This window comes from candidate division WOR-3 bacterium (genome assembly GCA_039801085.1).
GTDB lineage: Bacteria > Hydrothermota > Tepidihabitantia > Tepidihabitantales > Tepidihabitantaceae > JAOABP01.
Genome location: JBDRTY010000005.1, coordinates 12,304 through 33,502, shown reverse-complemented (window position 1 = coordinate 33,502; position 21,199 = coordinate 12,304). Strand labels below are relative to the sequence as shown.

The window sequence follows — 21,199 nt, the reverse complement described above, 5'->3', positions numbered from 1 at the left end:
TCTTCCGGCTTTTCATACGCTTACACCTCAACTCAGAACCACTGCCCCTGACCGGTAAAGATCCGTGCGGTGAACCAGACGAGCGGCAGCAGCAGATAGCGGAAGACCGGAAGTCCGAATACAAAGATTAGAATCATGCTCACAAAACCCAGCCGTTCCAGCTGACCGTATCGGGCAGCGAGTTCCGGCGGTAAAAGATAATAAACAAGTCGGGAGCCGTCAAGCGGGGGAATCGGCATCAGATTGAAGAAACCGAGAATCAGGTTGTAGACCACGAAATAACCTGCCAGGCGTAGAAAGAAGCCTCCCACCCCGAAAACTCCCAAGAGCCGGAAGATCAGCCCGGCAGCACCGGCGGTAAAAAAGTTCGCCAGCGGACCGGCAAGCGAAGCGATCGCCAGGTCGCGCAGCGGATAGCGGAAGTTTGCCGGATTGATTGGCACCGGCTTTGCCCAGCCGAACCGCGTCCAGGGCAGAAGCAAAAGCAGTGTGCCGAGGGGATCGAGATGCTTGAGCGGATTCAGTGTCAGCCGCCCTTCCTCCCTTGCGGTCGGGTCGCCCAGAATCAGCGCTGCATAACCGTGACTGAACTCATGAATTGTGAGCCCGAAGAGAATCGCCGGCACCGAAAGAAACAGTCCCTCGATATCAAACATTGCTGCTCTGAAGCCGGTGGACCAGTGCCAGCTCCTCATCCCGGCTTTTCACCCTCCGGTCCAGCCGTGCCACCAGCAGCCGCTCGAGCATTCTGCCCATCTGCGGTCCGGGTCTGACCCCGGCTGCAATCAGGTCCGCTGCCTGCAGCTGTGGCTGAACATGCATCAGCTCGTCAAGATACAGCCGGAGCCGGCTCCGGACCGGACCCGAACTGAGCACCGCCAGAATCTCAAGCGCCGGCACCGGCACGCCCCGCAACAGCTGATAAATTGAGGAACGCCGGCGCACCCGGCTCAGACGCCCAAGCAGGGCGGTGCGGTTCATCAGCGCCTCGCGGGCTGTCCGCTCCTCACGGGTGATCGGAAATCGTTCGTTAACCGGCAACCGGCTCAGAAGATAAGTCATCAGCAACTCCTCACCGGCACCGGAATGAACGAGCGCCGCCAGTTCATTAAGGACCTGCCTGACCGGGACGCCAAAAAACTCCGGACCGGATGCTTTCGGGAAACACGCTGCCAGCACCCCTTCCCGGATTACCGCCTCCAGCATCTTCAGTGCATTTCTTTCCCGGCAGATACAGCGCAGTTCATAGAGAATCCGCTCCGGTGTCAGGAGCGCGGGATAGCCGGCGGTGATCGCCTGGCGCATCAGATGCAAAGTTCCGGACTCAATCTCAAACCCGAACCGGACCGCAAACCGGATCGCCCGGAAGATCCGGGTTGGGTCATCGATGAAACTGAGCGGATGGATGATCCGGATCAGCCGGAGCTTCAGGTCCGAGGCGCCGCCGGTCGGGTCAATTACCGTTCCTGTCTCCGGACCGGACAGGACCAGTGCCAGCGCATTCACCGTAAAATCCCGCCGCCTCAGATCCGCTTCAATCCCCGCGGGCCGGACCACCGGCAGCTGTGCCGGCTGGAGATAGCTTTCCTCCCGCGTATGAGCGATGTCCACCCGCATTCCGGACAGCATCAGCGTGCCGGTCAGAAACTGATGATGAAAAACATACCTGCCACCAGTACGATTCTGCAGCTCCTTGAGCAGACCCAGAAGCCCCTTGCCGGTGCCGCGCAGGTCCACCGCAATGTCCCAGTCCTGGTTCCCCCCGGACAAAGCGCCGGCATCAAGCAGAAGGTCACGCACCAGTCCGCCAACCAGATACGCCCTGCCACCCCAGGCATCGACGATACTGGCGGTCAGCTGGCAGACTGGCGGCAGGTTTTTAATACACCGTCTCGGAATTTTCATATCTCCCTCCATCACAATTCCGCCCGTTTCCGGGCAACACTGCTCCTACCGGTGTCCCCCTTTCACCATCTAAAACCCGAGACTCTTGGCAGTATCTTCCTTCTGCCCGTGGATATTGATCTTGCCGAACCGTGCCTCGTATTTCCGGATATTTTCACTCAGCGCCTCGTGCAGCAGTGCCGCATGCTGGGGCGTCATCACAATCCGGGAAAATACCTTGGCTTTCGGCAGACCGGGCAGAATCCGGGCAAAGTCAATGATAAACTCCGAAGCGGAGTGGGCGATCAGCACAAAGTTGGAATAGATTCCCTCCGACTCCTTCTCCCCGATTTCAATTTGAACCGGTGGTCCCTGGGCTGGCTGTTTTTCCTCGATCATGCAAACCTCCTTTCGCAAAGATTCATCCGGTGAGCCGGACAAACCGGCGCTTACCCACCTTGAGTACTGCCGGCGCCGCTGGCGGCTTGAGCATCAGCGCCGGATCATTCACCCGCACTCCATCCAGATAAACCGCCCCTTCCTGCAATTTGCGCCGCGCCTCGCTTTTGGAGGGCAGAAGTCCGGTCTGGACAATCAGGTCAACAATATTGATTCCGGCATCCGGAATACGGAACTCGGGCATCTCTGCCGGTGCCTGTTTCTCCCGGAAGACCCGGTCAAACTCCGCTGCCGCCTGCTCCGCTGCTGCCGGTGAGTGGTAAATCGCTACCACCGCCTTTGCCAGCTCCGCCTTGATATTGCGCGGATTCTCGCCCGACCTGAGCCGGCGCTCATATTCACCAATCTCGGCATCGGTTTTGTCCGTAGTCAGCCGGAAGTAGTCCAGAATCAGCTCATCCGGGATTGACATCAGCTTGCCGAACATCTCTCCTGCCGGCTCACTGATTCCGACATAATTACCATAGGACTTGGACATCTTCATCTTCCCGTCAGTCCCCACCAGCAGCGGCACGGTCATGATCACCTGTGGTTCCTGCCCGAACCGCGCCTGGAGCTCCCGGCCTACCAGCAGATTCCAGTACTGGTCCGCACCACCCAGCTCAACATCCGCCTGCACCATCACCGAATCATACCCCTGAAACAGCGGATAGAGCAGTTCATGCACGAACAGCGGCACCCCCTCATCCAGCCGCTTGCGGAAGTCCTCGCGCTCAATCAGCCGGGCGACGGTATAACGGGCAGCCAGATTGACGATGTCGGTGGCATTCAGCCGGTCCAGCCATTCCGAATTGTAACGGAACTCACACCGCTCCGGGATCAGAATCTTGAACACCTGCTCCCGGTACCGTTGCATATTCTCCCGCACCTGCTCCTCGGTCAGCTGGGGCCTGGTCTTGGACCGGCCGGTCGGGTCTCCGATCTTACCGGTGAAATCGCCGATGATCAGCACCGCAGTGTGGCCCAGCTCCTGAAACTGCCGCAGCTTGCGCAGCACCACCGCAAATCCGAGATGAATATCCGGACCGGAAGCATCAATCCCCAGCTTCACCCGCAGCGGTCTGCCCCGTTCCAGCCGCTCCGCCAGCTCCGCTTCGGTCTCCAGCCGCTCCACGCCCCGCTTCAACCGCTCAATTACCGCCTTGTCCAGCATATCAGATCTGATAATTCCCGAAATCCTCGGGCTCAACCTTCCGCATCCGCTCCCGCAGTTCCTTCAGCCGGGTTTCCTCCTCGTCCGAAAGCCACTGTCCGGCACGCTCCATCACCTCATCCTCAACAAAAATCGGTGCTCCGACCCGCAATGCCAGCCCGACCGAATCTGAGGGCCGGGCATCAATTGCCACCAGCTGCTCACCGCTCTCCAGCACCAGCTCGGCAAAAAAGGTCTCATCATCAAGCCGGTTGATCACCACCTGCCGGACTCTGCCATTGAGCCCGGTAATCACATTGCGCATCAGATCCAGCGTCAGCGGCCGGACAAACTGCGTCTTCTCCAGGGCATAGATTATTGCTGAAGCCTCTGCCGGACCGATAAATACCGGCAGGACCCGGCTACCGCCAACCTCCCTCAGCAGCATTACCGGGGTATTGGATGACTGCTCAATCAGTACCGCCTCAACCCGGACCTCAATCATGCCTGTCTCCCTGCGGACTTCCTCCTCCCGATTTCCGGCAAAGGGACAGAAATTAACCCGCGGCCTCTTCCACCACCCAGAGCTTGACCGTGGCGGTTATCTCATGTCCCAGCTTCACCGGAATATCGTAAACCCCCGGCGCCTTGATCGGCTCCTCCAGGACAATCGCATGCTTGTCCACCTGATATCCCGCCTGCTCGAGCAGGCGGGCAATATCGGCATTGGTGATCGCACCAAAGGCGCCCTCGGCACCCATCTTGATTCCGGCTTTGATCGTCACCAGCCCGAGCCGCTGCGCCATATCCATCAGCCGTCGGGTAATTTTCGTCTCCCGGCTGGCGAGCTGTTTCCTGATGTTCTCCAGCTGGCGCAGATTACTCTCATCCGCCACCAGCGCCAGTTTTCTGGGCAGCAGGTAGTTCCGGGCAAACCCGTCCCGGACATTTACCACCTCACCCCGCTTCCCCAGCCGTTCAATATCGGATAAAAGTATGACCTTCATCGGTGCTCAGTAAACGGCAGCAGTGCCAGGTTCCGGGCGATCTTGATCGCACGGGCAAGCCGGCGCTGATGCAGGGCGCAGACACCGGAAACCCGCGCCGATACGATCTTCCCCCGCTCGGTCAGAAAATCCCGGAGTCTCGGGTCCTTGTAATCAATATGCGTCACACCCTGCTCGCAGAACGGACAGGTCTTGGCTCTTCTCGACATGCGCTTGTTCATCATCAGTGAAGGATAAACAACCCGTGCTCAATGTCAAGTTTATGCTTTTTCCGGGGTTGACAGAAAATTATTGCGCCATTATCATATACTCCGATGGCGAAACGGGAAGAAACTCCGGTCAAATTTGATGAGGACATCAGACCCCCTGACTATGGTGAGCTCCAGCGGACCTACCGGCGCAACCGCAACATCGGCAGCGCCATCTTTCTCATTCTGTTTATCGCGCTGCTCGTCTTCTTCGGCATCCGCTACTATCAGCGCCTGCATCGCCCGGCACCGCCGGCAGAAGAGAAACCCGCAAGCCAGAACCTCTGGGTTCCGGGTATTGACTATCAGCCGGCGACGGACGAAGGCGACTGAGCCCGATTACTCCTTGGACCAGATGCCGATCCGGCAGCCACACGGATCCCGGAAGAAGGCATAATATCCGAACCCGCCGCCGATTTCGGTCTTGGGCTTTTCCACCCTGCCCCCGAGCTCCACAACCCGCTTCAGCGTCTCGGGGATGTCCGCCACCTTGATATAGACATCAATACACGGCTCCGGCATTTTTTCCACCCGGAAAATTCCGCCGCCAATTCCGTTCTCCACCTCAAACATGATGTAATTACTGCCCGACTCCTCCATCCGCCAGCCGAACAGCCGGGCGTAAAAATCTGCGGATTTTTTCAGATCAGTTGCCGGAATCTCCCAGTGGACAAGATTATTCATTTTTTAAAACTCCTTTCTGTCTGGTGTAAACTACCCTGCCCTGACTCAGAACCAGCTGCACCGGATTGTGTCCCAGCCGGTAAATCAAATGACGGTAATCGGGCACATCGGTAATGACCAGCTCCGCCGATTTTCCCGGCTCAATACTGCCGGTTTCCCTCTCCAGCCTCAGCGCCCGGGCAGCATTGATGGTAATGCCCCGCAATGCTTCGGTAATGGTCAGCCCGTAATAGATACACCCGAACTGGCCAACCAGTGGTGGCGCCAGCAGGGTGCAGGAACCGGGATTGAAGTCACTGCCCAGCGCCATCGTGATTCCGAGCTCCCGCATCCGGTTTACTGGTGATCTGTGCTTCTCCTGCAGAAAGAAACAGGTTCCGGGCAGCAGCACCGCCACCACCCCCTGCTCCGCCATCATCCTCAGCCCCCGCTCTGAGGGCTGAAGCAGATGGCTGGCAGAGACCGCTCCGATCTCGGCTGCCAGCTCCGCACCGCCGGAACTTTCAATCTCATCCGCATGCACCGTCGGCAGCAGTCCGAACCTTTTCCCCGCCTCCAGGATCTGCCGGCTCTCTTCCGCATTGAATACAAAGTTCTCGCAGAACACATCGCAGAACCGCGCCAGCTTCTCCTCCGCAACCCGGGGCAGCATCACCTCCACAATCTGCCGGATGTATGCCTCCTTACTTATCTCCTTCGGCACCGCATGGGCACCGAGAAATGTCGGCACAATCCGGACCGGACCCTCCTGCCCCAGCCGCCGGGCAACCTCAAGCATCCTGATTTCCGTTTCCGGCTCAAGCCCGTAACCCGACTTGACCTCCAGCGTCGTTGTCCCCCAGGAAAGCGCCTCCTCAAGCCGGCATCGGGCGCTCTGGTAAAGCTCCTCAAAACCCGCCTGCCGGGTCAGCTTCACCGTATTCAAAATCCCGCCCCCAGCTTCAGCAATCTCCTTGTAGCTTCTGCCGGCAAGCCGCATTTCAAACTCCTCTGCCCGCCAGCCGGCAAAGACCAGATGGGTATGCGGGTCAACAAAACCGGGCATGACCACGCATCCCTGGGCATCCAGCACCTGCTCGCCGGGTTGTGGTGTCAGGTCCGTTCCGACATCGGCAATCCTTCCCGCCCGGATCCGGACCGCACCCCGCACCACCAGCCCCAGCCCTGCATCGGCAAAGGTCAGCAGCTGAGAACAGTTATGGATAAGGATATCGGGATTCACCTCCGGTAATTATCCCCGAACAGCTTCCCAATTCAAACTTGACAGCAACCCCTCACTCGTTTAAATTTATGCCATAGTTTCCGGCAGGGTTGCCGGGAGATAAATGCATAACATAAGGAGCGTTTTATGAAATACAATAAAGTAATCATGATTGCGGGCATCCTGCTTGCAATCGGCATGGGCAGTCTGCTCACCGCTGGTGACCCGGACCTGCGGGTCAAGGCTATCCTCGACGATGCCGGCTACAAGTATGAAATCGACTCCGACAACGACTTCAAGATGGTTTTCGACACCGATGAGAATCGCACCCAGCTGGTGTTTGTCAATTCCGGCACCGAGACCTACGGCGACTTTGAAATCCGCGAGGTCTGGTCTCCGGTCTACAAGTTCAAGGGCAACCTGCCGGCAGGACATGCCAACAAACTGCTGGAACAGAGTTACATGAAGAAGATCGGCTCGTTTGATGTCTGGGTGCGCTCTGACGGCTCCAAGGTGGTCCGGTTCTGTGCCAAGATTGCAGCCGATGCTGATGCCAGCACCCTGACCGATGTCATCCGGGCGGTCTACACCACCGCGGACCTGATGGAAAAGGAGCTGACCGGCAAAAAGGACGAATATTAATCCGCCTTTAAAATAAAAGCGGGTCCGAAATGGACCCGCTTTTTTATTAAAACCCGCTACTCCAGAATTATCAGCTTCTGCACCGCTCCCCGGTCCGTTTTCCCGCTCCGGATAAAATACATCCCTGCCGCCAGTTTTGCCCCGTTACCATCAGTGAGATTCCAGACCGCTCCTGCTTTACCCGCATCAATCCGGCGCACCAGTTTACCCACCGCATTGTAGACTTCATACTCACCGCCGGAAAGTTCAACCGCCCCCTGCCTGGACAGCCGGATACTGGCGTGCTGGAAAACAGCTGCAAATCCGGAAGCTGCAGCCTGCTCCTCGATCCCGGGCCGGAACCCGACCCGGAAGCTCCACATCGGACCGAACTCGCCCCAGCCGAACCGGTTATGCGCCCGGCAGACCCATTTATAGGTCTGGTTGTATACCAGAAGCCCCTCCGGAATGGTGCAGCGCCGGCTGGTGGTGGTCAGATTCAGCACCGTATCCGCAGTCCCTTTCCAGAGCACAAAATGGGCGGAGTCAAAATCGGTGCGCAATGTGTCAATCACCAGCACCACCGGCGGCTGGGTTACCGGCAGACCGTTCTGCGGACCCAGATACTTCGGCGCCAGCGGCTCGCGCACCAGCCGGAAACAGCCGAAGGTGCCATCAGCTGCGGTCAGCGTGCCCTGATAATACTGACGCAGCCTGAGCCGGACCGACTCCTGTGCCTGATAGTCCGGCGAAATCAGCCAGTCATAATAACCCTGATCCGGCACGCTGTCCAGCCGGGTCCAGCTCCTGCCCGCATCAAACGAGATGTCAATCGCCACCCAGTCGCCCGGATTCCCGGAGTTGTCCCAGCGGACCCGCACCGTATCGCCGATCTGCAGCGTCTCGCCCCGGCCAAAGGAGTTGTAAAAGGTGTCGCCGAGCGGATAAAGCAGCCGGAGACACTGCGGGTCTGCGCCCGCAGGATGGACCGCCGCCACATGGGAGCGCTCATTTCCCGAATAGTGCCACCACTCTGCCGGCTGCCACCAGGTGTTATGGACAAACAGGTCCTTCTCCGGAGTCCGGTAGCCGAACCCGGCAAGCGAATGGATCGCCCAGATTGCCGACCAGACCATCGGATAACCGGCATCAAACTCCCGGACAATCGTCTCCCATGCCCAGTCATTACCGCTGGTGCCCAGCTCCTCAACGATCTCAAACGAAGGATAGTCATTGTCCCAGGCAACAAGATACAGCCCCTGGGCGATCGCCCCGATCGTCGTCGCGCCTCTCGTGGTATCGGTAAACATCCGCAGTGCACACTCCCGCTGGACATTCGGAATCTGCTTGTCCCACTCCCCCTCCACCATATCCCAGCGCTGCCAGAACCAGTCCACGAGCCGGCCATAGCCCAGCACCCGGTCAATATAGCCCATCACCATCGCCGCTGAGGTCGGGGTGCAGCCATAACTCCAGTCATAGAACGGCGCCCGCTCCGCACCCGGAATGTAAACCTCATTCCAGCGCGAGAAGTCACGGACAAGCGCCCGCTCCCACTCCTGACGGTAATGGTCAACCGCCACCGGATTTGCCTCCTCAACACCCGCCTGTGCCTTCAGCTCCGCAACCTGACGCTGGAAATCGGCTCTTGAGCGCCAGCTCTGCTCAAAATGAGCAGAGAAAATCACCTGCTGACCCTGAAGATTACTGAACTCCAGAAACACCACCGGCGCCACAAAGTAGATCCGGCTCAGAAAGGCATCATTACCCAGAATCGCCCTTGCCCGGCGCAGACCCTCAGGCGCAACCGCATAATACTCGCTGGTCCCATAGCCGTAGCAGACAATCGGGGTCCGGTCATAACGGGCGGAGATCAGAAGGTGGGCATATTTAGAACGCCACCGGGTCAGATCGGTATTAACCGTCAGCCCTTCCCGCTCTTTTAAAATATCGGCAACCACCTGCTCATAATCCGGGAAATCTCCGCCATCGGTCCGGAAATGAAACATATAGGCAACGGTCTGCCCCTGCTCATCAACATAGGGCACAACCGTTCCCGCTTGACAGCCGGGCCACTCCGCCTGCGCCTTGCGCTGTGCCAGACCTTTCACCGTCTCAAAATCAACCGCATTCGGCGGCGGGATACCCGGCTCAGGCAGATTCAGCCCGAAAACCGGAAACAGCATGCTGACCAGAATCAGAAATTTTTTCATCCCTGCTCCTTTTTAATTAAAGACACTTAAATAAATTATACCCCGGCATCAAGCCGGGGTCAAAGATGGCTGGAAAAGCTGTGTCTTACCTTACCCGGATCAGCCGCTGCTGATAAACCGCATCTCCAAGCTCCAGCCAGCAGAACAGCAGATCACCACCACCCGGTTCCAAAGTAAAAACCGGACTGTAATCACCCGGCTCCAGCACCGCATCAACCGGACGGGCAACAAGCCTGCCACCTGAATCGTAAATCTTTATCACCACCCGGCAGGTCCGGTCAAGCCGGAACCTGATCAGTGCCTGATTACCGGAAAATATCCTGACGCCATCAATCCTGCCTTTAATCCTTGGCTTCTGCTCCGCGACCCCGATCGGACCGGTGTCCAGAAGATAAGCCTCATCCCTGCCGGTTGCCGCATTATACCCTCTGCCGGCGATGAACCTGCCATCAGGCGAAATCGCCATTGCATCCCGGAGAACCGAACCCGGAGTCAGCAGTTGCGCATAGGTAACATTCAAATCCTCCATCCCACCCTGAGCAGTCCAGCGGAAGGCGCCCCAGTTACCCTGAGACCTCTCAGACCAGCCCACCACAATTGAGCCGTCATAATTTGCCGCCCAGGCTTCGCCCCATTCTCCGCCCAGTGTTCCGAGATCATACATACCGGTGCTGGCGGTCCAGCGAAACGGCCGGCACGGAGTCATTGAGGCATCACCCCAGGCACCCACCGCCACCTGCCCGTCGCCGGACACTCCGATTCCCTCACTCTGACCAAAACCCGGGTTGTGAATGTCCACCATCTGGCCATTCTCCCAGCGGAAGGCATGGTGAATCATATTGGCAAAACCGGACCAGCCGACCACCACCCCGCCATCAAGCGAAATCGCCCGGCCGACACTGCGCAGCGCACCGGGCAGGACCCCGAGGTCCTGCATCCCCGAGTCTGCGGTCCAGCGGAAGGCATGATTATAACCTGAGGAATGCTCAGCCGAACCCGCAACCTCAAAACCATCCTCGGATGCGGCATAAGCCCAGCTGACACTCCCGCCCAGAGTGCCGAAGATGATCAGCGAATCACCCCGGCGCCAGAAACCGCGGTAATTACTGGTGTTGTCAACAAAGCCCGTGCCCACCACCGTACTGCCATCTGCCGACAGACCCCAAACCTCACTGCTCCTGCCGGACATAAGCGGTGGCAGCGTCTCCATTCCCGACACCGCATTCCAGCGCCACGCATAATGTGGCTCGTAGACGCCAGCCCAGCCTGCGACAACCCTGCCATCAGTGGAAACACCGTGACACTCCGCATACGGTGTACCCAGCGAGCCGAGCCAGGTCAGACTGGCGGCAGAACACACTGCAGCCAGCACCAGCCCGGTTAAAACAACCCTCTTCATGATTACCTCCTTTTTCTGCGCAAAAGCGCCATTAATTGGATCACAACCTGCCCAGCTCTGCCAGCACTCCGATACTGGGCGACAGCCCGGCAGGGGCAAACACCACTCCGGGGTCAAGGTGATACCTCAGCTCACCGGTCAGACACAGCCCGAACTGCTCACTGCCCAAAACCCGCACCTTACCGCCGACATCCAGAAACAGCCGGACCGCACCCCGGCTCGGCAGATCATAGACCCCTGCTTTCATTCCCGCCGGAATGACTCCTCCTACAAAACCGAACAGTGTGCTCTGCTCCGGCTGATAACCGACGACAATCGTGAACAAACCCCTGTTATACCGGCTGGCAGCAAGCGCCCGCTCATAGGAGGCGCCGACAATCCCGGAAAATACCGACCTCAACCCGAAATAGGTATAGCCGGCAGACTGGGTGACACCGGTCTGAAAATTGATCGCCATCAGCGACTTGGCGCTCACCCCGGCCGGCAGGAGCACAAACGCCAGCACCCCCAAAGCCAATAACATTTCCCTTCTCATTTCCCGCCTCCGGTCTCCTCAAACAAATTCACCGACTCCAGATCCTTATACTTCGGGATATAGGAATCATACTCCCGGACAATCCCGTAACCCTCGGCAAACCAGCGCACCAGCTTCCAGTAGAGCTGTTTCTGCTTGTAAACCAGCCAGTAGGTATAATCGTAAAAGTTCAGCTCCACCTTCACCGCCTCAAACTCGCCCGCCGGAACCCGCACCGTATCCAGTGAAGTCTGCGCCTCAAGCCGGGTGTCAGTCGTAACTCCGTTGGCATCTATGAATGTCACCTGCTCCACCACCCAGCCTTTGCCCGGCTCAACCGGAAAAAGCAGGGTCGGATAGAACTCAAAACCGTTATACTCATACACCCCGCTCGCATCAACATAAAAATAGGTATACCACGAGCCCGAAGAGCCCGGATAGAAGTTAAGCGTCTGGATCACATCAATCTCAACCTCCTTGCCGGAATTGTTCTCATATCTCATCCGCTCCCAGTGCTCCTGCACCCGGCTGTAGGACCAGCGGAAATTCGGGTCCCGCGTCTCATACACCTGATAAATCCACTGCCCGAGCGGCGGGAAATACTCCGGACCCTTGAGCTTCTCAAACGGCTGCCAGCGGTCGCAGCCGGCAAGCAGGGCAAAAAGCAGTATCACCCTGAGCACATTAATTCTCATTCACACCTCCGGTTCTTACACCTCATATGCTCACCGCTGATACACGGCAAAATTTTAATTACGCCGTAAATTCTGGCAAGTTTTGCCACAACCCTGCCCGCAGCAACGACCCCACCCTCGGGGGAACTGCCGGGGGTATAGGGTATCATGGGGTGCAAATCCGCAAGCCATTGAAAAAAATAACATTAACCCGGCACCGGAAACTGCCGGTGAAATTGAAGAGAAAATCTGACTCTAACTGTATAGAGCGAAAGGGATTGACCGGTGAACAGTGAACACTACCATTTACCGGTGGGGCAGAAACTGCCCGCTGAGGAACGCCAGCTGCTCATTGAGCTCCAAAACGGCGCTCCGGGCGCATTTGAAAAACTGTTTCACCGCTACTGGCGGATGATCATGCGACTCTGCCTTGCCCGGCTGGAAAACACCGCTGATGCCGAGGATGTGGCGATTGAGACCTTTACCGCTGCGGCACAGGGGATAAAAAAATTCCGCGGCGACTCCCGCCTCTCCACCTGGCTCTACCGCATCTGCCTCAACCGCATCGCCCGGCAGAAGCAGAAAATCGCCCGCACCCCGCCAGCCGTGCCGATTGAGAACTGCCCTGAGGATGCTGCCACCAGCGAACCGGACCAGACCCCGCCGGCAATCGCCCGGCTCCGTCAGGCGCTTGCCGACCTCCCGGAAAAGGACCGCACCGTCTTAATCCTCCACTACCTCGAGGAACTGCGCCCCGGTGAAATCGCCGCCATCCTCGGACTCAAACCGTCAGCGGTGACCATGCGGCTGCGCCGGGCAGAGGCACGGCTCCGCCAGGCGTACGAAAGGAGACAGAGATGAAAAAGACGGAAATCCGCTCCCTTTTCCACCACTGGCGGCAACAGCTGGAAAACCGGCTCGACCGCTGGGACGAAAAAACCCTGCTTGACCGGACCCGCCAGCACCTCCAGACCCCGGCGCTAAGACGCCTGCTTATCCGGCTCCGCCGCTTCCGGGAAAACCCGGCACGGGTCCGGCTCGGCTCAAGACTGGACCTGCTCCTGCTCCTCCTCTATGCACCGGGCAGAACCGGCAGATTTGCCGAACCGCTCCTCGGCATGACCAGAATCACCAAACTGCTCTTCATCGCCTTAAAGGAACTCGAACTCGACCGGCTTGTTCCCCGGCATTATCAATTTGTCCCCTACAAACTCGGGCCCTTCTCCCCGGAGATCTACTCCGACCTCGAACTCCTGATTTCTGCCGGACTGGTGCGGGCGATCCGGCTTGAGCCGGACGGCACCCCGGTCCTGGCAACCGATGCCAGAACCATCCGCCAGCTCCTTCAGCTCAACTCCGGCATCGCCACCGCGGAACGGCTCGACGCTGCCAGCCTGATGCTTGAACTCACCCCTCAGGGCAGGGCATTTGCCCGCCACCTCTACCAGCTTGCGGTTCGCCGCCTCCGCCAGCTCGAACCCGGCATCAAACTAATCAAAGCCCGCTTCGGCGCCCTCCCCCTTGCCACCCTCCTCCGCTATGTCTACACCCGCTACCCGGAATACACCACGAGATCGGAGATAGTGGTAAGGGTATCGGGTAAAAAACCGTAGCAATCTTGACATCGCATCGGCTGATGATTAAATTACAAATGGTTGAGAGCCGGAAAAGATTATCAACCAGATAAAAGGGGAGTCAAAATGAAAAAAATATTAACCCCGATAGGTGTCATGCTGGCAGTAACCACAATATTGACAATCCACTGCGACCATAAGAAAAAGGTGGGCGAGGTAATAATAAGTGATAAAGTAAAACTGCCAGAAAAAAACCAAAACTTCCTGGGTGTTATTATCAAGGGTGATACACTGAACTTAATCTACCAATCCGGCGCCTCAAAACCTGAATTCCGGAAGGGCGATATTCTTGTTGGCGAAATCGGTTATGGATATTTAAAGAGGGTTCTCTCCACGACGGCAAGGGGTGATACTCTTGTCGTCCTCACAGAACAGGCCTGTTTAACAGATGCAATTGAACGGGGCAAAATAGACACAACTTTCTCGCTTTCCCCCCATGGTCAGCAATTTGCTCCGGTTAGAATAGACAGTTTTTTTATCAAAGATGGTAAAAAATATCGCTACCATATCCGCTCCGCACAACCCCAGCTTTCACCGCAAGGTGAGCTGTTCAATATAAAAATACCCGATATCTCGATTGAAATCAGGGACCCTCAGAACAACCCCGCAGTTTCCATGTCCATTGACACAATTATACTTACCAAGGGTTTTGATGTTGACCTGGAGTTGCAAATTGACGGGGGGATAAAGTACTTCAAGCTCGTCGGCATCTCATCTGATGGCATACATTTCAATGGTGTCAACACCAACCTTATCAAATCCGTGTCTGACGGAGTAGAAATCCCGTTACTGCCCCCGATATCTTTAGGCGAGGTTATCATCTTTATTGGCTTTGTGCCCATTGTTTTTGACTTCCAGCTTTTAGTTTATGGTGGTCTTGATGCCGACCTGGCCTTAACCATGCGGCAGGATATTACCAGTGAGTTAAATTTAACATCTACCAATACAATTGGGACAGAGTTTTCAAACGGTTCCTGGCACCCTATCTGCGACAACACTCTGACTTGCGATGTTAACTGGAGTTTTAGTGCCGGTCCTTCGGGACCCCTGTCAGCAACACTGAAAAAGTTTCTTAAAGGCTGTGTTGCATGCAAAATCTATGGTGTTATTGGTCCCGGTTTATATCTCAAGCCCTACCTCTACGATGAAATCAGTTATCCACCATTTGATTTTGATGTTGGTGGAGGTATAGCAGCAGGTCTGGAATTCAAGGTTAAAATCCTCTCCTGGGAATTGGCAGACTTTGATTATACCTTTGCCGATTACTCAAGGTCCTTCTTTCACTCGACAAACGCACCGCCGAATACTCCGGCGACACCGTCAGGTGCTATGTGTGGTGATACCTGTAACTCTTATGAATTCTCCTCTTCAACCGTGGACCTTGAAGGCGAAAACATTGCGATCCGATTTGACTGGGGCGACGGGAATATATCTAATTGGAGTTCTTATGTCCCATCAGGTGAAACGGTCAGCATGAGCCACCGGTGGGCAGCACTAAACACCTACTATGTCAAGGCACAGGCAAAAGATATAAACGGTACTATATCGGGCTGGTCTGCCAGGCATGAAATTGTAATTACTGAGAAGTATCCGGACACGGTTGTGGCAACCATCCCGGTCGGAGACGAACCTGCGGGCATCGCAGCGCTGCCCAATGGTGAGTATGTGTATGTCGCCAACCGTGGGTCAGACAATGTCTCAGTGATTCAGACTTCGGACAACACGGTTGTGGCAACCATCCCGCTCGGAGACGAACCCGCGGGCATCGCAGCGCTGCCCAATGGCGAGTATGTGTATGTCGCCTGCAGAGGTCTTGATTGCGATGTCCTCGTGATCCGAACCTCGGATAACACAGTAGCGGCAACAGTCCCGCTCACAGTTGTTCCCCATAGTATTGCACCGTTGCCCAATGGCGAGTATGTCTATGTTACCTGTGAACCAAGTCAAGTCCTGGTGATTCGGACCTCGGACAACACGGTAGTGGCAACCATCCCGGTCGGAAACGAACCTGCGGGCATTGCCGCACTGCCCAATGGTGAGTATGTGTATGTTACTAACCAGGGCTCAGACAATGTCTCGGTAATTCGAACTACGGACAACACGGTAGTGGCAACCATCCCGGTCGGAAACGAACCTGCGGGCATTGCCGCACTGCCCAATGGCAGGTATGTCTATGTTGCCAACTATTGGACCGACAGTACCGTCTCGGTGATTCGGACTTCGGACAACACGGTAGTGGCAACAATCCCGGTCGCAGGTTACCCTTGGTCTATTGCGGCACTACCCACTGGTAACTATGTCTATGTTACTCACAGGTGGTACTCAGGCATTGTTTCGGTGATTAGGACATTTGACAATACGGTTGTCAAAAGGATCGTGGTAGACCACTATCCCCGAGGTATTGCGGTCCACCCTGATGGTAGATATGTCTATTTTACCCTGTCTTGGGCAAACAGTGTCTGGGTGCTTGGTCTTCGCTAAAAGAAGCTCTCGCTCTTATGAGACCGGGATATTCTCCGCTTCGGCGCCCTCCCCCTTGCCGCCCTCCTCCGCTATGTCTACACCCGCTACCCGGAATACACCACGAGATCGGAGATAGTCTCAAAAGTCCCCGGCAAGTGGCACAGAGTTTGACATTATTTCATTGATGATTAAATTCATAATTAAAAACCGTGAGTGCGGATGCTTAATTGTGTTACCATCACTAATGCTTAAATTGGGGTAAATATGAAAAAGGGTAAGATAAACCAAGCCACCGAGTTTCACCACGATTCGCTTCTCAGGTTGGCTGACAGCCTTGTTTTAGGAACAAAAAAACTGCTTCATGAAGCCAGAACCGAGGAAGATTTAAGAATCGGTTTTGAAAAACTTTTAGAGCCGATAAGAACCGAATTAAACATTAAATCAACTCCTAAATACGAGAAATCAGTTTATAGCGGTCGATCAGACGCAGTCCATGGACAAGTTATTATTGAATACGAGCCGCCAAGGTCATTTACTTCAAGAAAAAATATAAACCACGCCTACGAGCAGTTGATAAATTACTTATCCGATGAAGCAAAAGAAACAAAACTCACGCAATTAGTTGGGGTAGGCTTTGATGGCGAGCAGATTTTCTTTGTTCAATACCAAGATAAAAACGGCAAACAGCTCGACAAAACCAAATTCCTTATTCGCGGTCCTTATGATTTCAATCCGGAAAGCGCCCGAACTTTTTTAATCCACCTGCGGGCTTTGTCCCGGTTTCCTCTTACCGCCGAAAATTTAGCTCAAAAGTTTGGTCCTCAAAGCGAGCTTGCCCCAAAAATGGTTTCCGCCCTTGCCAATGCTCTTAAATATTGGGGCGACCAAACGCACATCCGCACATTTTTCAACGAGTGGAAAAGGTTGTTTGGCATTGTTTATGGCGAACAATTTACCGGCGGCCATCAGAAAAAAGAAGCGGAAACGCTTTCAAAACTTTACAAAGTAGGCAAAGAAACTGATTTTCAGGAACTTTTGTTTTCCGTCCATACCTATTTTGCTTTTTTAATGAAACTTATCGCCGCCGAACTTCTGACTTTAAGAGAAACATCTTTTGGCTCGTCTCTTGCTTCCCAACTTGCCCATATATCCGACGACGAACTTGAACAGCAACTTGAAGACATAGAAAACGGCGGAATTTACGCCCGAAAGGGAATCACCAATTTTTTGGAAGGTGACTTCTTCCGCTGGTATCTTTCCGCTTTTGATTCGCCGGAATTAAAGGAAGCCATCCGAGAAATTGCCCGCGCTCTTTCTGAATTTGAACCGGCAACCAGCACATTAGACCCGGTTTCAACCCGCGACCTTCTTAAAAAACTTTATCAATATTTAGTTCCGAAAGAAGTTCGACATCGTTTAGGCGAGTATTACACGCCTGATTGGCTGGCGGAATTATTACTCAATGAAGTCGGCTACGACGGCAACACGCTTAAAAGATTTTTGGACCCGGCTTGTGGTTCAGGCACTTTTCTTGTTTTGGCTATTCAGCGAGCAATAAAACACGGAAGAGAAAAAGAAAAAATGCCGGATTTAGAAATTGCAAAAAGAATTGTTGCGAACATTTGGGGATTTGATTTAAATCCTTTAGCAGTTATTGCCTCAAGAGTAAATTATCTTTTTGCAATGGGAGATTTGGTTAATGAGATATTGGAAAAAGGTGGGCATATTGAAATTCCCGTTTATTTATGTGATTCAGTCTTAACGCCGACACGAACTACAGGAAATCTTTTTGGCGAATTTTTAGAAGTTTCAACTTCTGTTGGTAAATTTCAAATTCCTGCTGAATGGGTACGAGACAGTGGATTTTTATTGGCAACTGCTGCGCCACTTGTTGAAGAAATGGCAAAAAATCAATACTCGGTTGATGAAGCGATGGCAAGATTTGAAAAAGAAGGATTAGTATTTCCAACCAATCAGCAAGTAGTTAAAAATTTTTACAATCAAATTTTAGAACTGGAAAAACAAAACAAAAATGGCATCTGGGCAAGATTTCTGAAAAACGCTTTTGCTCCAATGGTCGCCGGTAAATTTGATTTTGTCGTCGGCAATCCGCCGTGGATATTGTGGGAAATTCTCTCTAAAGAGTATAGGGAAGCAACTTTAAAACTTTGGCAAGATTATAGATTATTCCCACTTAAAAAAACTTACGGATTTAGTCGTCCTGATTTTTCCATGCTCTTTGTTTATGCCTCGTCCGATTATTACTTAAAAGATGGTGCAAAATTAGGATTTTTAATAACGCAAGAAGTTTTTAAATCAAAGGGAGCTGGTGAAGGATTCAGGAAATTTCAATTAGGAGAAGGTAAATATCTTAAAGTATTAAAAGCCCACGACTTAGTTTCTGTTCAACCATTTGAAGGAGCAGCAAATAAAACTGCGGCAATAATCCTTAAAAAGGGAGAAAAAACAGAATATCCGGTATCCTACATTGTTTGGACAAAGAAAAAAGGCGTGGGCAAAATTGCTACTGATAAATTATTAGACGAAGTTTTGCCGCTTTTGCAAAAGAAAAAATATAGCGCTAAGCCAATTGGCTCAAGCGTTGGTGCTTGGCAACATTATCTTGCCGAAGGAGAAGATTTTGAAAAGCTACAAGGTAAAAATAATTATAAAGCCCAATATGGTGTGGAGACAAAACCTTATGGAGTATTTTGGGTCAATGTTAATCAGGTGCTTTCAGATGGTAATATTGTTATTTCTAATATTCCCGAAAAAGGGAAATTAAAAATAGCCAAGATAGAAGAAAGAATTGAAAAAAATTTAATTTATCCTGCTCTAAGAGGGGCAGATATTAAACGTTGGGGAATAAAAAATGAAATTTTTATACTCTTAACTCATGATAAAAATGGAGAACCGATAAAAGAAAAAGTCTTGAAGACTAATTTTCCAAGGACATATGGATATCTTACAAAATTTAAAAGCGATCTATTAAACATCAATGCAAAGTCTACAAAAAGAGTGCGTCAGCAAAAAGCATTTTATGCGATGTTTGGTGTCGATGAAAAAACTATTTCAAATTACAAAGTAGTTTGGGGTTATATGGGCAATGATATTATCGCTTCAGTGGTTTCCAGTATTAAGACTCATTTTGGCTATAAAAATTTAATTCCTTTGTACACCACATGTTTTTTTGCCACCGACTCCGAACCCGAAGCCCATTATCTTTGCGCTATTATCAATTCAAATCCGGTTCGTGATTTTATTAAATCCTTTTCGTCTGCTGGTCGGGGTTTTGGTACACCTTCTGTAATGGAACACGTTGGTATTCCAAAATTCGATCCAAAAAACCCGCTTCATCAAAAACTTTCCGAAATCTCCAAAAAATGCCATCAGTTAAAATTAGAAGGCAAAGAAAAAGAAATTGAAAAGTTAGAAAAAGAAAACGACAGACTGGTTAAAAGACTATTTGGAATAAAAGAAAAAAGCGCCAGTTAAAGTTCAGGCTCACTCACCATACCCACTCCGAGATACTGAACCGCTGGCAAGCGTGTCTTGAATTGCTATTCCCCCTCATAGCATCCGATATCCACTCCGGCGCCCTGCGGCCGGGACCTGCCGTCAAGGTCAACCGCCGGTGCCGAGGCGGAATCACCGGCATCAAGCGCCGGACTGCCGGCAGAGAGATGGTAATTCCCCTCCGTGCCCCAGGCCGGCCGCACAAATTGAGGATCGGCGTAAAGGTTGCCCGTGCCGAGCTGGCTGACCTCATTCCGGGTAAAAGTCCGTTCCCCCTGAATCAGAATCCGCTCCTCCTGCGGCGAGAAAAACAAATTGTGGTGCAGGTCCGGGCTGACCGCGGGCGCCAGCCACACCGCGGGCGCATTTGTGCCCCGGCTGGAAAAGATAGTATTGACAATTTTCAGACGGACAGGGAGATCGGGCTGGTCATACTGGACATGGAGGAGGTAGTTGCCACCGAGGCTGTCGTCAACTGTGCAGTTGATGATCTCAAAGCTGGCATCCCGCCTTTCAGTGCTGATCACCAGCGGTGACCAGGGGGTAATGGTGGTGTTGCCATCTCCCCGGCCGTAGATCAGGCAGTTTTCAATCCGGGAGGAGTCGCCCCAGAGCTTGATGCCGTCGCAGGCGTTGTTTGCCACCAGGCATTCGTGGATACAGGTTCGCTCTGCCTTGGAGTCCAGCCCGTCACCGCAGTTGTGAGTAGCGGTGGTGCGGCAGATTTCAATCGGTCCGGCCGATGCCTCAATCCCGAAACCGTCCGGCCGGTCATAGGGGCGCCGGGAGCCGTCACCGCCCTGATAGTAATGGCCGCTGTAGGACAGGTCACAGCCATCAATCAGTATCTCGCGCCAGCCGCCCGCCTGACCTGCCGGTCCGCCGATACTGCCGAAACCGCAGTAGGTGATTGAGCAGTTGACAATCCGGAGGTCAAGCGCATCGCCGATGTCAATGCCGAACTCATCGAGATGGTGAATTTTCAGATTACGGAGCAGGATGTGTGCCACCGGTGCGGCAGTACCGCTGAACCCCTCCCGGAACCGGTGCTCGCCCGTGCTGGTGATCTCGAGGTTTTCAATCCGGAGATACTGGCAGCCGGAGAGGTCAAAGGCACAGTATAAATTGTTTTCACCGGCAATCACCGGGCGCAGGCGTCCGGCACCCGCCCGGACCACCAGCGTATCACCGGGCTGGAGCCGGCTGACCGCAAGGGCAATCGTCCGGAAGGGGCGCTCCGCGGTGCCCGGATTGCCGTCGTCACCATCAGGCGCCACATAGTAATCTCCGGAATAATCACCGCCGATGATGGTAATCCAGGCATCCGGAGTGCCTGAAGGTGGATGGATCACATCCGCCTCCTGCCGGAGGACATAGTCATAACCGCTCAGGTCGGAAACAGCTTTCCTGCAGCCTGTGCCGGCGAGCAGTCCGGCAATGAGCATCGTCAGTACCCGTCTTTTCATTCTGCACCTCCTTTGCTGCCGTCATTTCCGCAGGCGGTACCGACCGCCAAAATTATGCCGGCAGATTCAGTTGCGGTCAAACCT

General features: G+C 53.9%; 20 protein-coding genes. 6 read left to right on the top strand and 14 right to left on the bottom strand.

Features of this window, described 5'->3' with window-relative positions; translation table 11 throughout:
- Positions 1-32: 32 nt before the first annotated feature.
- The 7 genes from ABIK48_08095 to rpsR all read right to left on the bottom strand — a co-directional run bounded on the left by ABIK48_08095 (position 33) and on the right by rpsR (position 4,703).
- The gene (locus ABIK48_08095; protein MEO0022117.1) at positions 33-695 is read right to left on the bottom strand and encodes a site-2 protease family protein; all 663 of its coding nucleotides are present in this window, start codon (positions 693-695) and stop codon (positions 33-35) included.
- Entirely contained in the window at positions 649-1,905 is a 1,257-nt protein-coding gene (locus ABIK48_08090; GenBank protein ID MEO0022116.1) for a hypothetical protein, read from the bottom strand. Before ABIK48_08090 ends, ABIK48_08095 begins: the two co-directional genes overlap by 47 nt.
- A 69-nt stretch (positions 1,906-1,974) precedes the next feature.
- Positions 1,975-2,283, bottom strand: a complete 309-nt coding sequence (locus ABIK48_08085) for a DUF3467 domain-containing protein (GenBank protein MEO0022115.1) — start codon at positions 2,281-2,283, stop codon at positions 1,975-1,977.
- 22 nt (positions 2,284-2,305) lie between these two features.
- Positions 2,306-3,496 (bottom strand): tyrosine--tRNA ligase, encoded by a 1,191-nt coding sequence (gene tyrS / locus ABIK48_08080; GenBank protein MEO0022114.1) that lies wholly within the window; start codon positions 3,494-3,496, stop codon positions 2,306-2,308.
- 1 nt (position 3,497) lies between these two features.
- Complete coding sequence (locus tag ABIK48_08075; GenBank protein MEO0022113.1) at positions 3,498-3,980, bottom strand: bifunctional nuclease family protein; 483 nt, start codon at positions 3,978-3,980, stop codon at positions 3,498-3,500.
- Positions 3,981-4,032: 52 nt separating this feature from the next.
- Positions 4,033-4,482 (bottom strand): 50S ribosomal protein L9, encoded by a 450-nt coding sequence (gene rplI / locus ABIK48_08070; protein MEO0022112.1) that lies wholly within the window; start codon positions 4,480-4,482, stop codon positions 4,033-4,035.
- Positions 4,479-4,703: a 30S ribosomal protein S18 gene (gene rpsR, locus ABIK48_08065; protein MEO0022111.1), complete on the bottom strand. Its 225-nt coding sequence runs from the start codon at positions 4,701-4,703 to the stop codon at positions 4,479-4,481. Before rpsR ends, rplI begins: the two co-directional genes overlap by 4 nt.
- Positions 4,704-4,796: 93 nt before the next feature.
- Between rpsR and ABIK48_08060 the strand changes: the two genes are divergently transcribed.
- Positions 4,797-5,063, top strand: a complete 267-nt coding sequence (locus ABIK48_08060; protein MEO0022110.1) for a hypothetical protein — start codon at positions 4,797-4,799, stop codon at positions 5,061-5,063.
- Between the two features lie 6 nt (positions 5,064-5,069).
- Here ABIK48_08060 and ABIK48_08055 read toward each other — a convergent pair whose 3' ends face one another.
- Both ABIK48_08055 and hutI read right to left on the bottom strand, forming a co-directional pair.
- Complete coding sequence (locus ABIK48_08055) at positions 5,070-5,414, bottom strand: VOC family protein (GenBank protein MEO0022109.1); 345 nt, start codon at positions 5,412-5,414, stop codon at positions 5,070-5,072.
- Positions 5,407-6,636: an imidazolonepropionase gene (gene hutI, locus ABIK48_08050; GenBank protein MEO0022108.1), complete on the bottom strand. Its 1,230-nt coding sequence runs from the start codon at positions 6,634-6,636 to the stop codon at positions 5,407-5,409. The genes ABIK48_08055 and hutI overlap by 8 nt, the downstream gene beginning before the upstream one ends.
- 126 nt (positions 6,637-6,762) lie before the next feature.
- Here hutI and ABIK48_08045 point away from each other — a divergent pair, with 126 nt between their 5' ends.
- Entirely contained in the window at positions 6,763-7,257 is a 495-nt protein-coding gene (locus ABIK48_08045) for a hypothetical protein (GenBank protein MEO0022107.1), read from the top strand.
- Positions 7,258-7,313: 56 nt separating this feature from the next.
- Here the strand turns inward: ABIK48_08045 and ABIK48_08040 are convergent, their stop codons facing one another.
- From ABIK48_08040 to ABIK48_08025, 4 genes are all read right to left on the bottom strand, one after another.
- Positions 7,314-9,449: a hypothetical protein gene (locus tag ABIK48_08040; GenBank protein MEO0022106.1), complete on the bottom strand. Its 2,136-nt coding sequence runs from the start codon at positions 9,447-9,449 to the stop codon at positions 7,314-7,316.
- A gap of 85 nt (positions 9,450-9,534) precedes the next feature.
- Positions 9,535-10,848, bottom strand: coding sequence for a hypothetical protein (locus tag ABIK48_08035; protein MEO0022105.1), 1,314 nt, complete (start codon positions 10,846-10,848; stop codon positions 9,535-9,537).
- Positions 10,849-10,888: 40 nt separating this feature from the next.
- Entirely contained in the window at positions 10,889-11,383 is a 495-nt protein-coding gene (locus tag ABIK48_08030; protein MEO0022104.1) for a hypothetical protein, read from the bottom strand.
- On the bottom strand, positions 11,380-12,057 hold the full coding sequence (locus ABIK48_08025) for a hypothetical protein (protein MEO0022103.1): 678 nt from the start codon (positions 12,055-12,057) through the stop codon (positions 11,380-11,382). The genes ABIK48_08030 and ABIK48_08025 overlap by 4 nt, the downstream gene beginning before the upstream one ends.
- Before the next feature lie 264 nt (positions 12,058-12,321).
- Between ABIK48_08025 and ABIK48_08020 the strand changes: the two genes are divergently transcribed.
- The 4 genes from ABIK48_08020 (at position 12,322) to ABIK48_08005 (ending at position 19,628) form a co-directional block, all read left to right on the top strand.
- Positions 12,322-12,897, top strand: a complete 576-nt coding sequence (locus tag ABIK48_08020; GenBank protein MEO0022102.1) for an RNA polymerase sigma factor — start codon at positions 12,322-12,324, stop codon at positions 12,895-12,897.
- Positions 12,894-13,649: a hypothetical protein gene (locus ABIK48_08015; protein ID MEO0022101.1), complete on the top strand. Its 756-nt coding sequence runs from the start codon at positions 12,894-12,896 to the stop codon at positions 13,647-13,649. Before ABIK48_08020 ends, ABIK48_08015 begins: the two co-directional genes overlap by 4 nt.
- Positions 13,650-13,736: 87 nt before the next feature.
- Positions 13,737-16,151: a YncE family protein gene (locus tag ABIK48_08010; protein ID MEO0022100.1), complete on the top strand. Its 2,415-nt coding sequence runs from the start codon at positions 13,737-13,739 to the stop codon at positions 16,149-16,151.
- Positions 16,152-16,397: 246 nt separating this feature from the next.
- A complete protein-coding gene (locus ABIK48_08005) occupies positions 16,398-19,628 on the top strand; it encodes an N-6 DNA methylase (GenBank protein ID MEO0022099.1) in 3,231 nt (1,076 codons plus the stop codon).
- A 65-nt stretch (positions 19,629-19,693) separates the two neighbouring features.
- Here the strand turns inward: ABIK48_08005 and ABIK48_08000 are convergent, their stop codons facing one another.
- A complete protein-coding gene (locus ABIK48_08000) occupies positions 19,694-21,115 on the bottom strand; it encodes a choice-of-anchor Q domain-containing protein (protein MEO0022098.1) in 1,422 nt (473 codons plus the stop codon).
- Between the last annotated feature and the right edge of the window lie 84 nt (positions 21,116-21,199).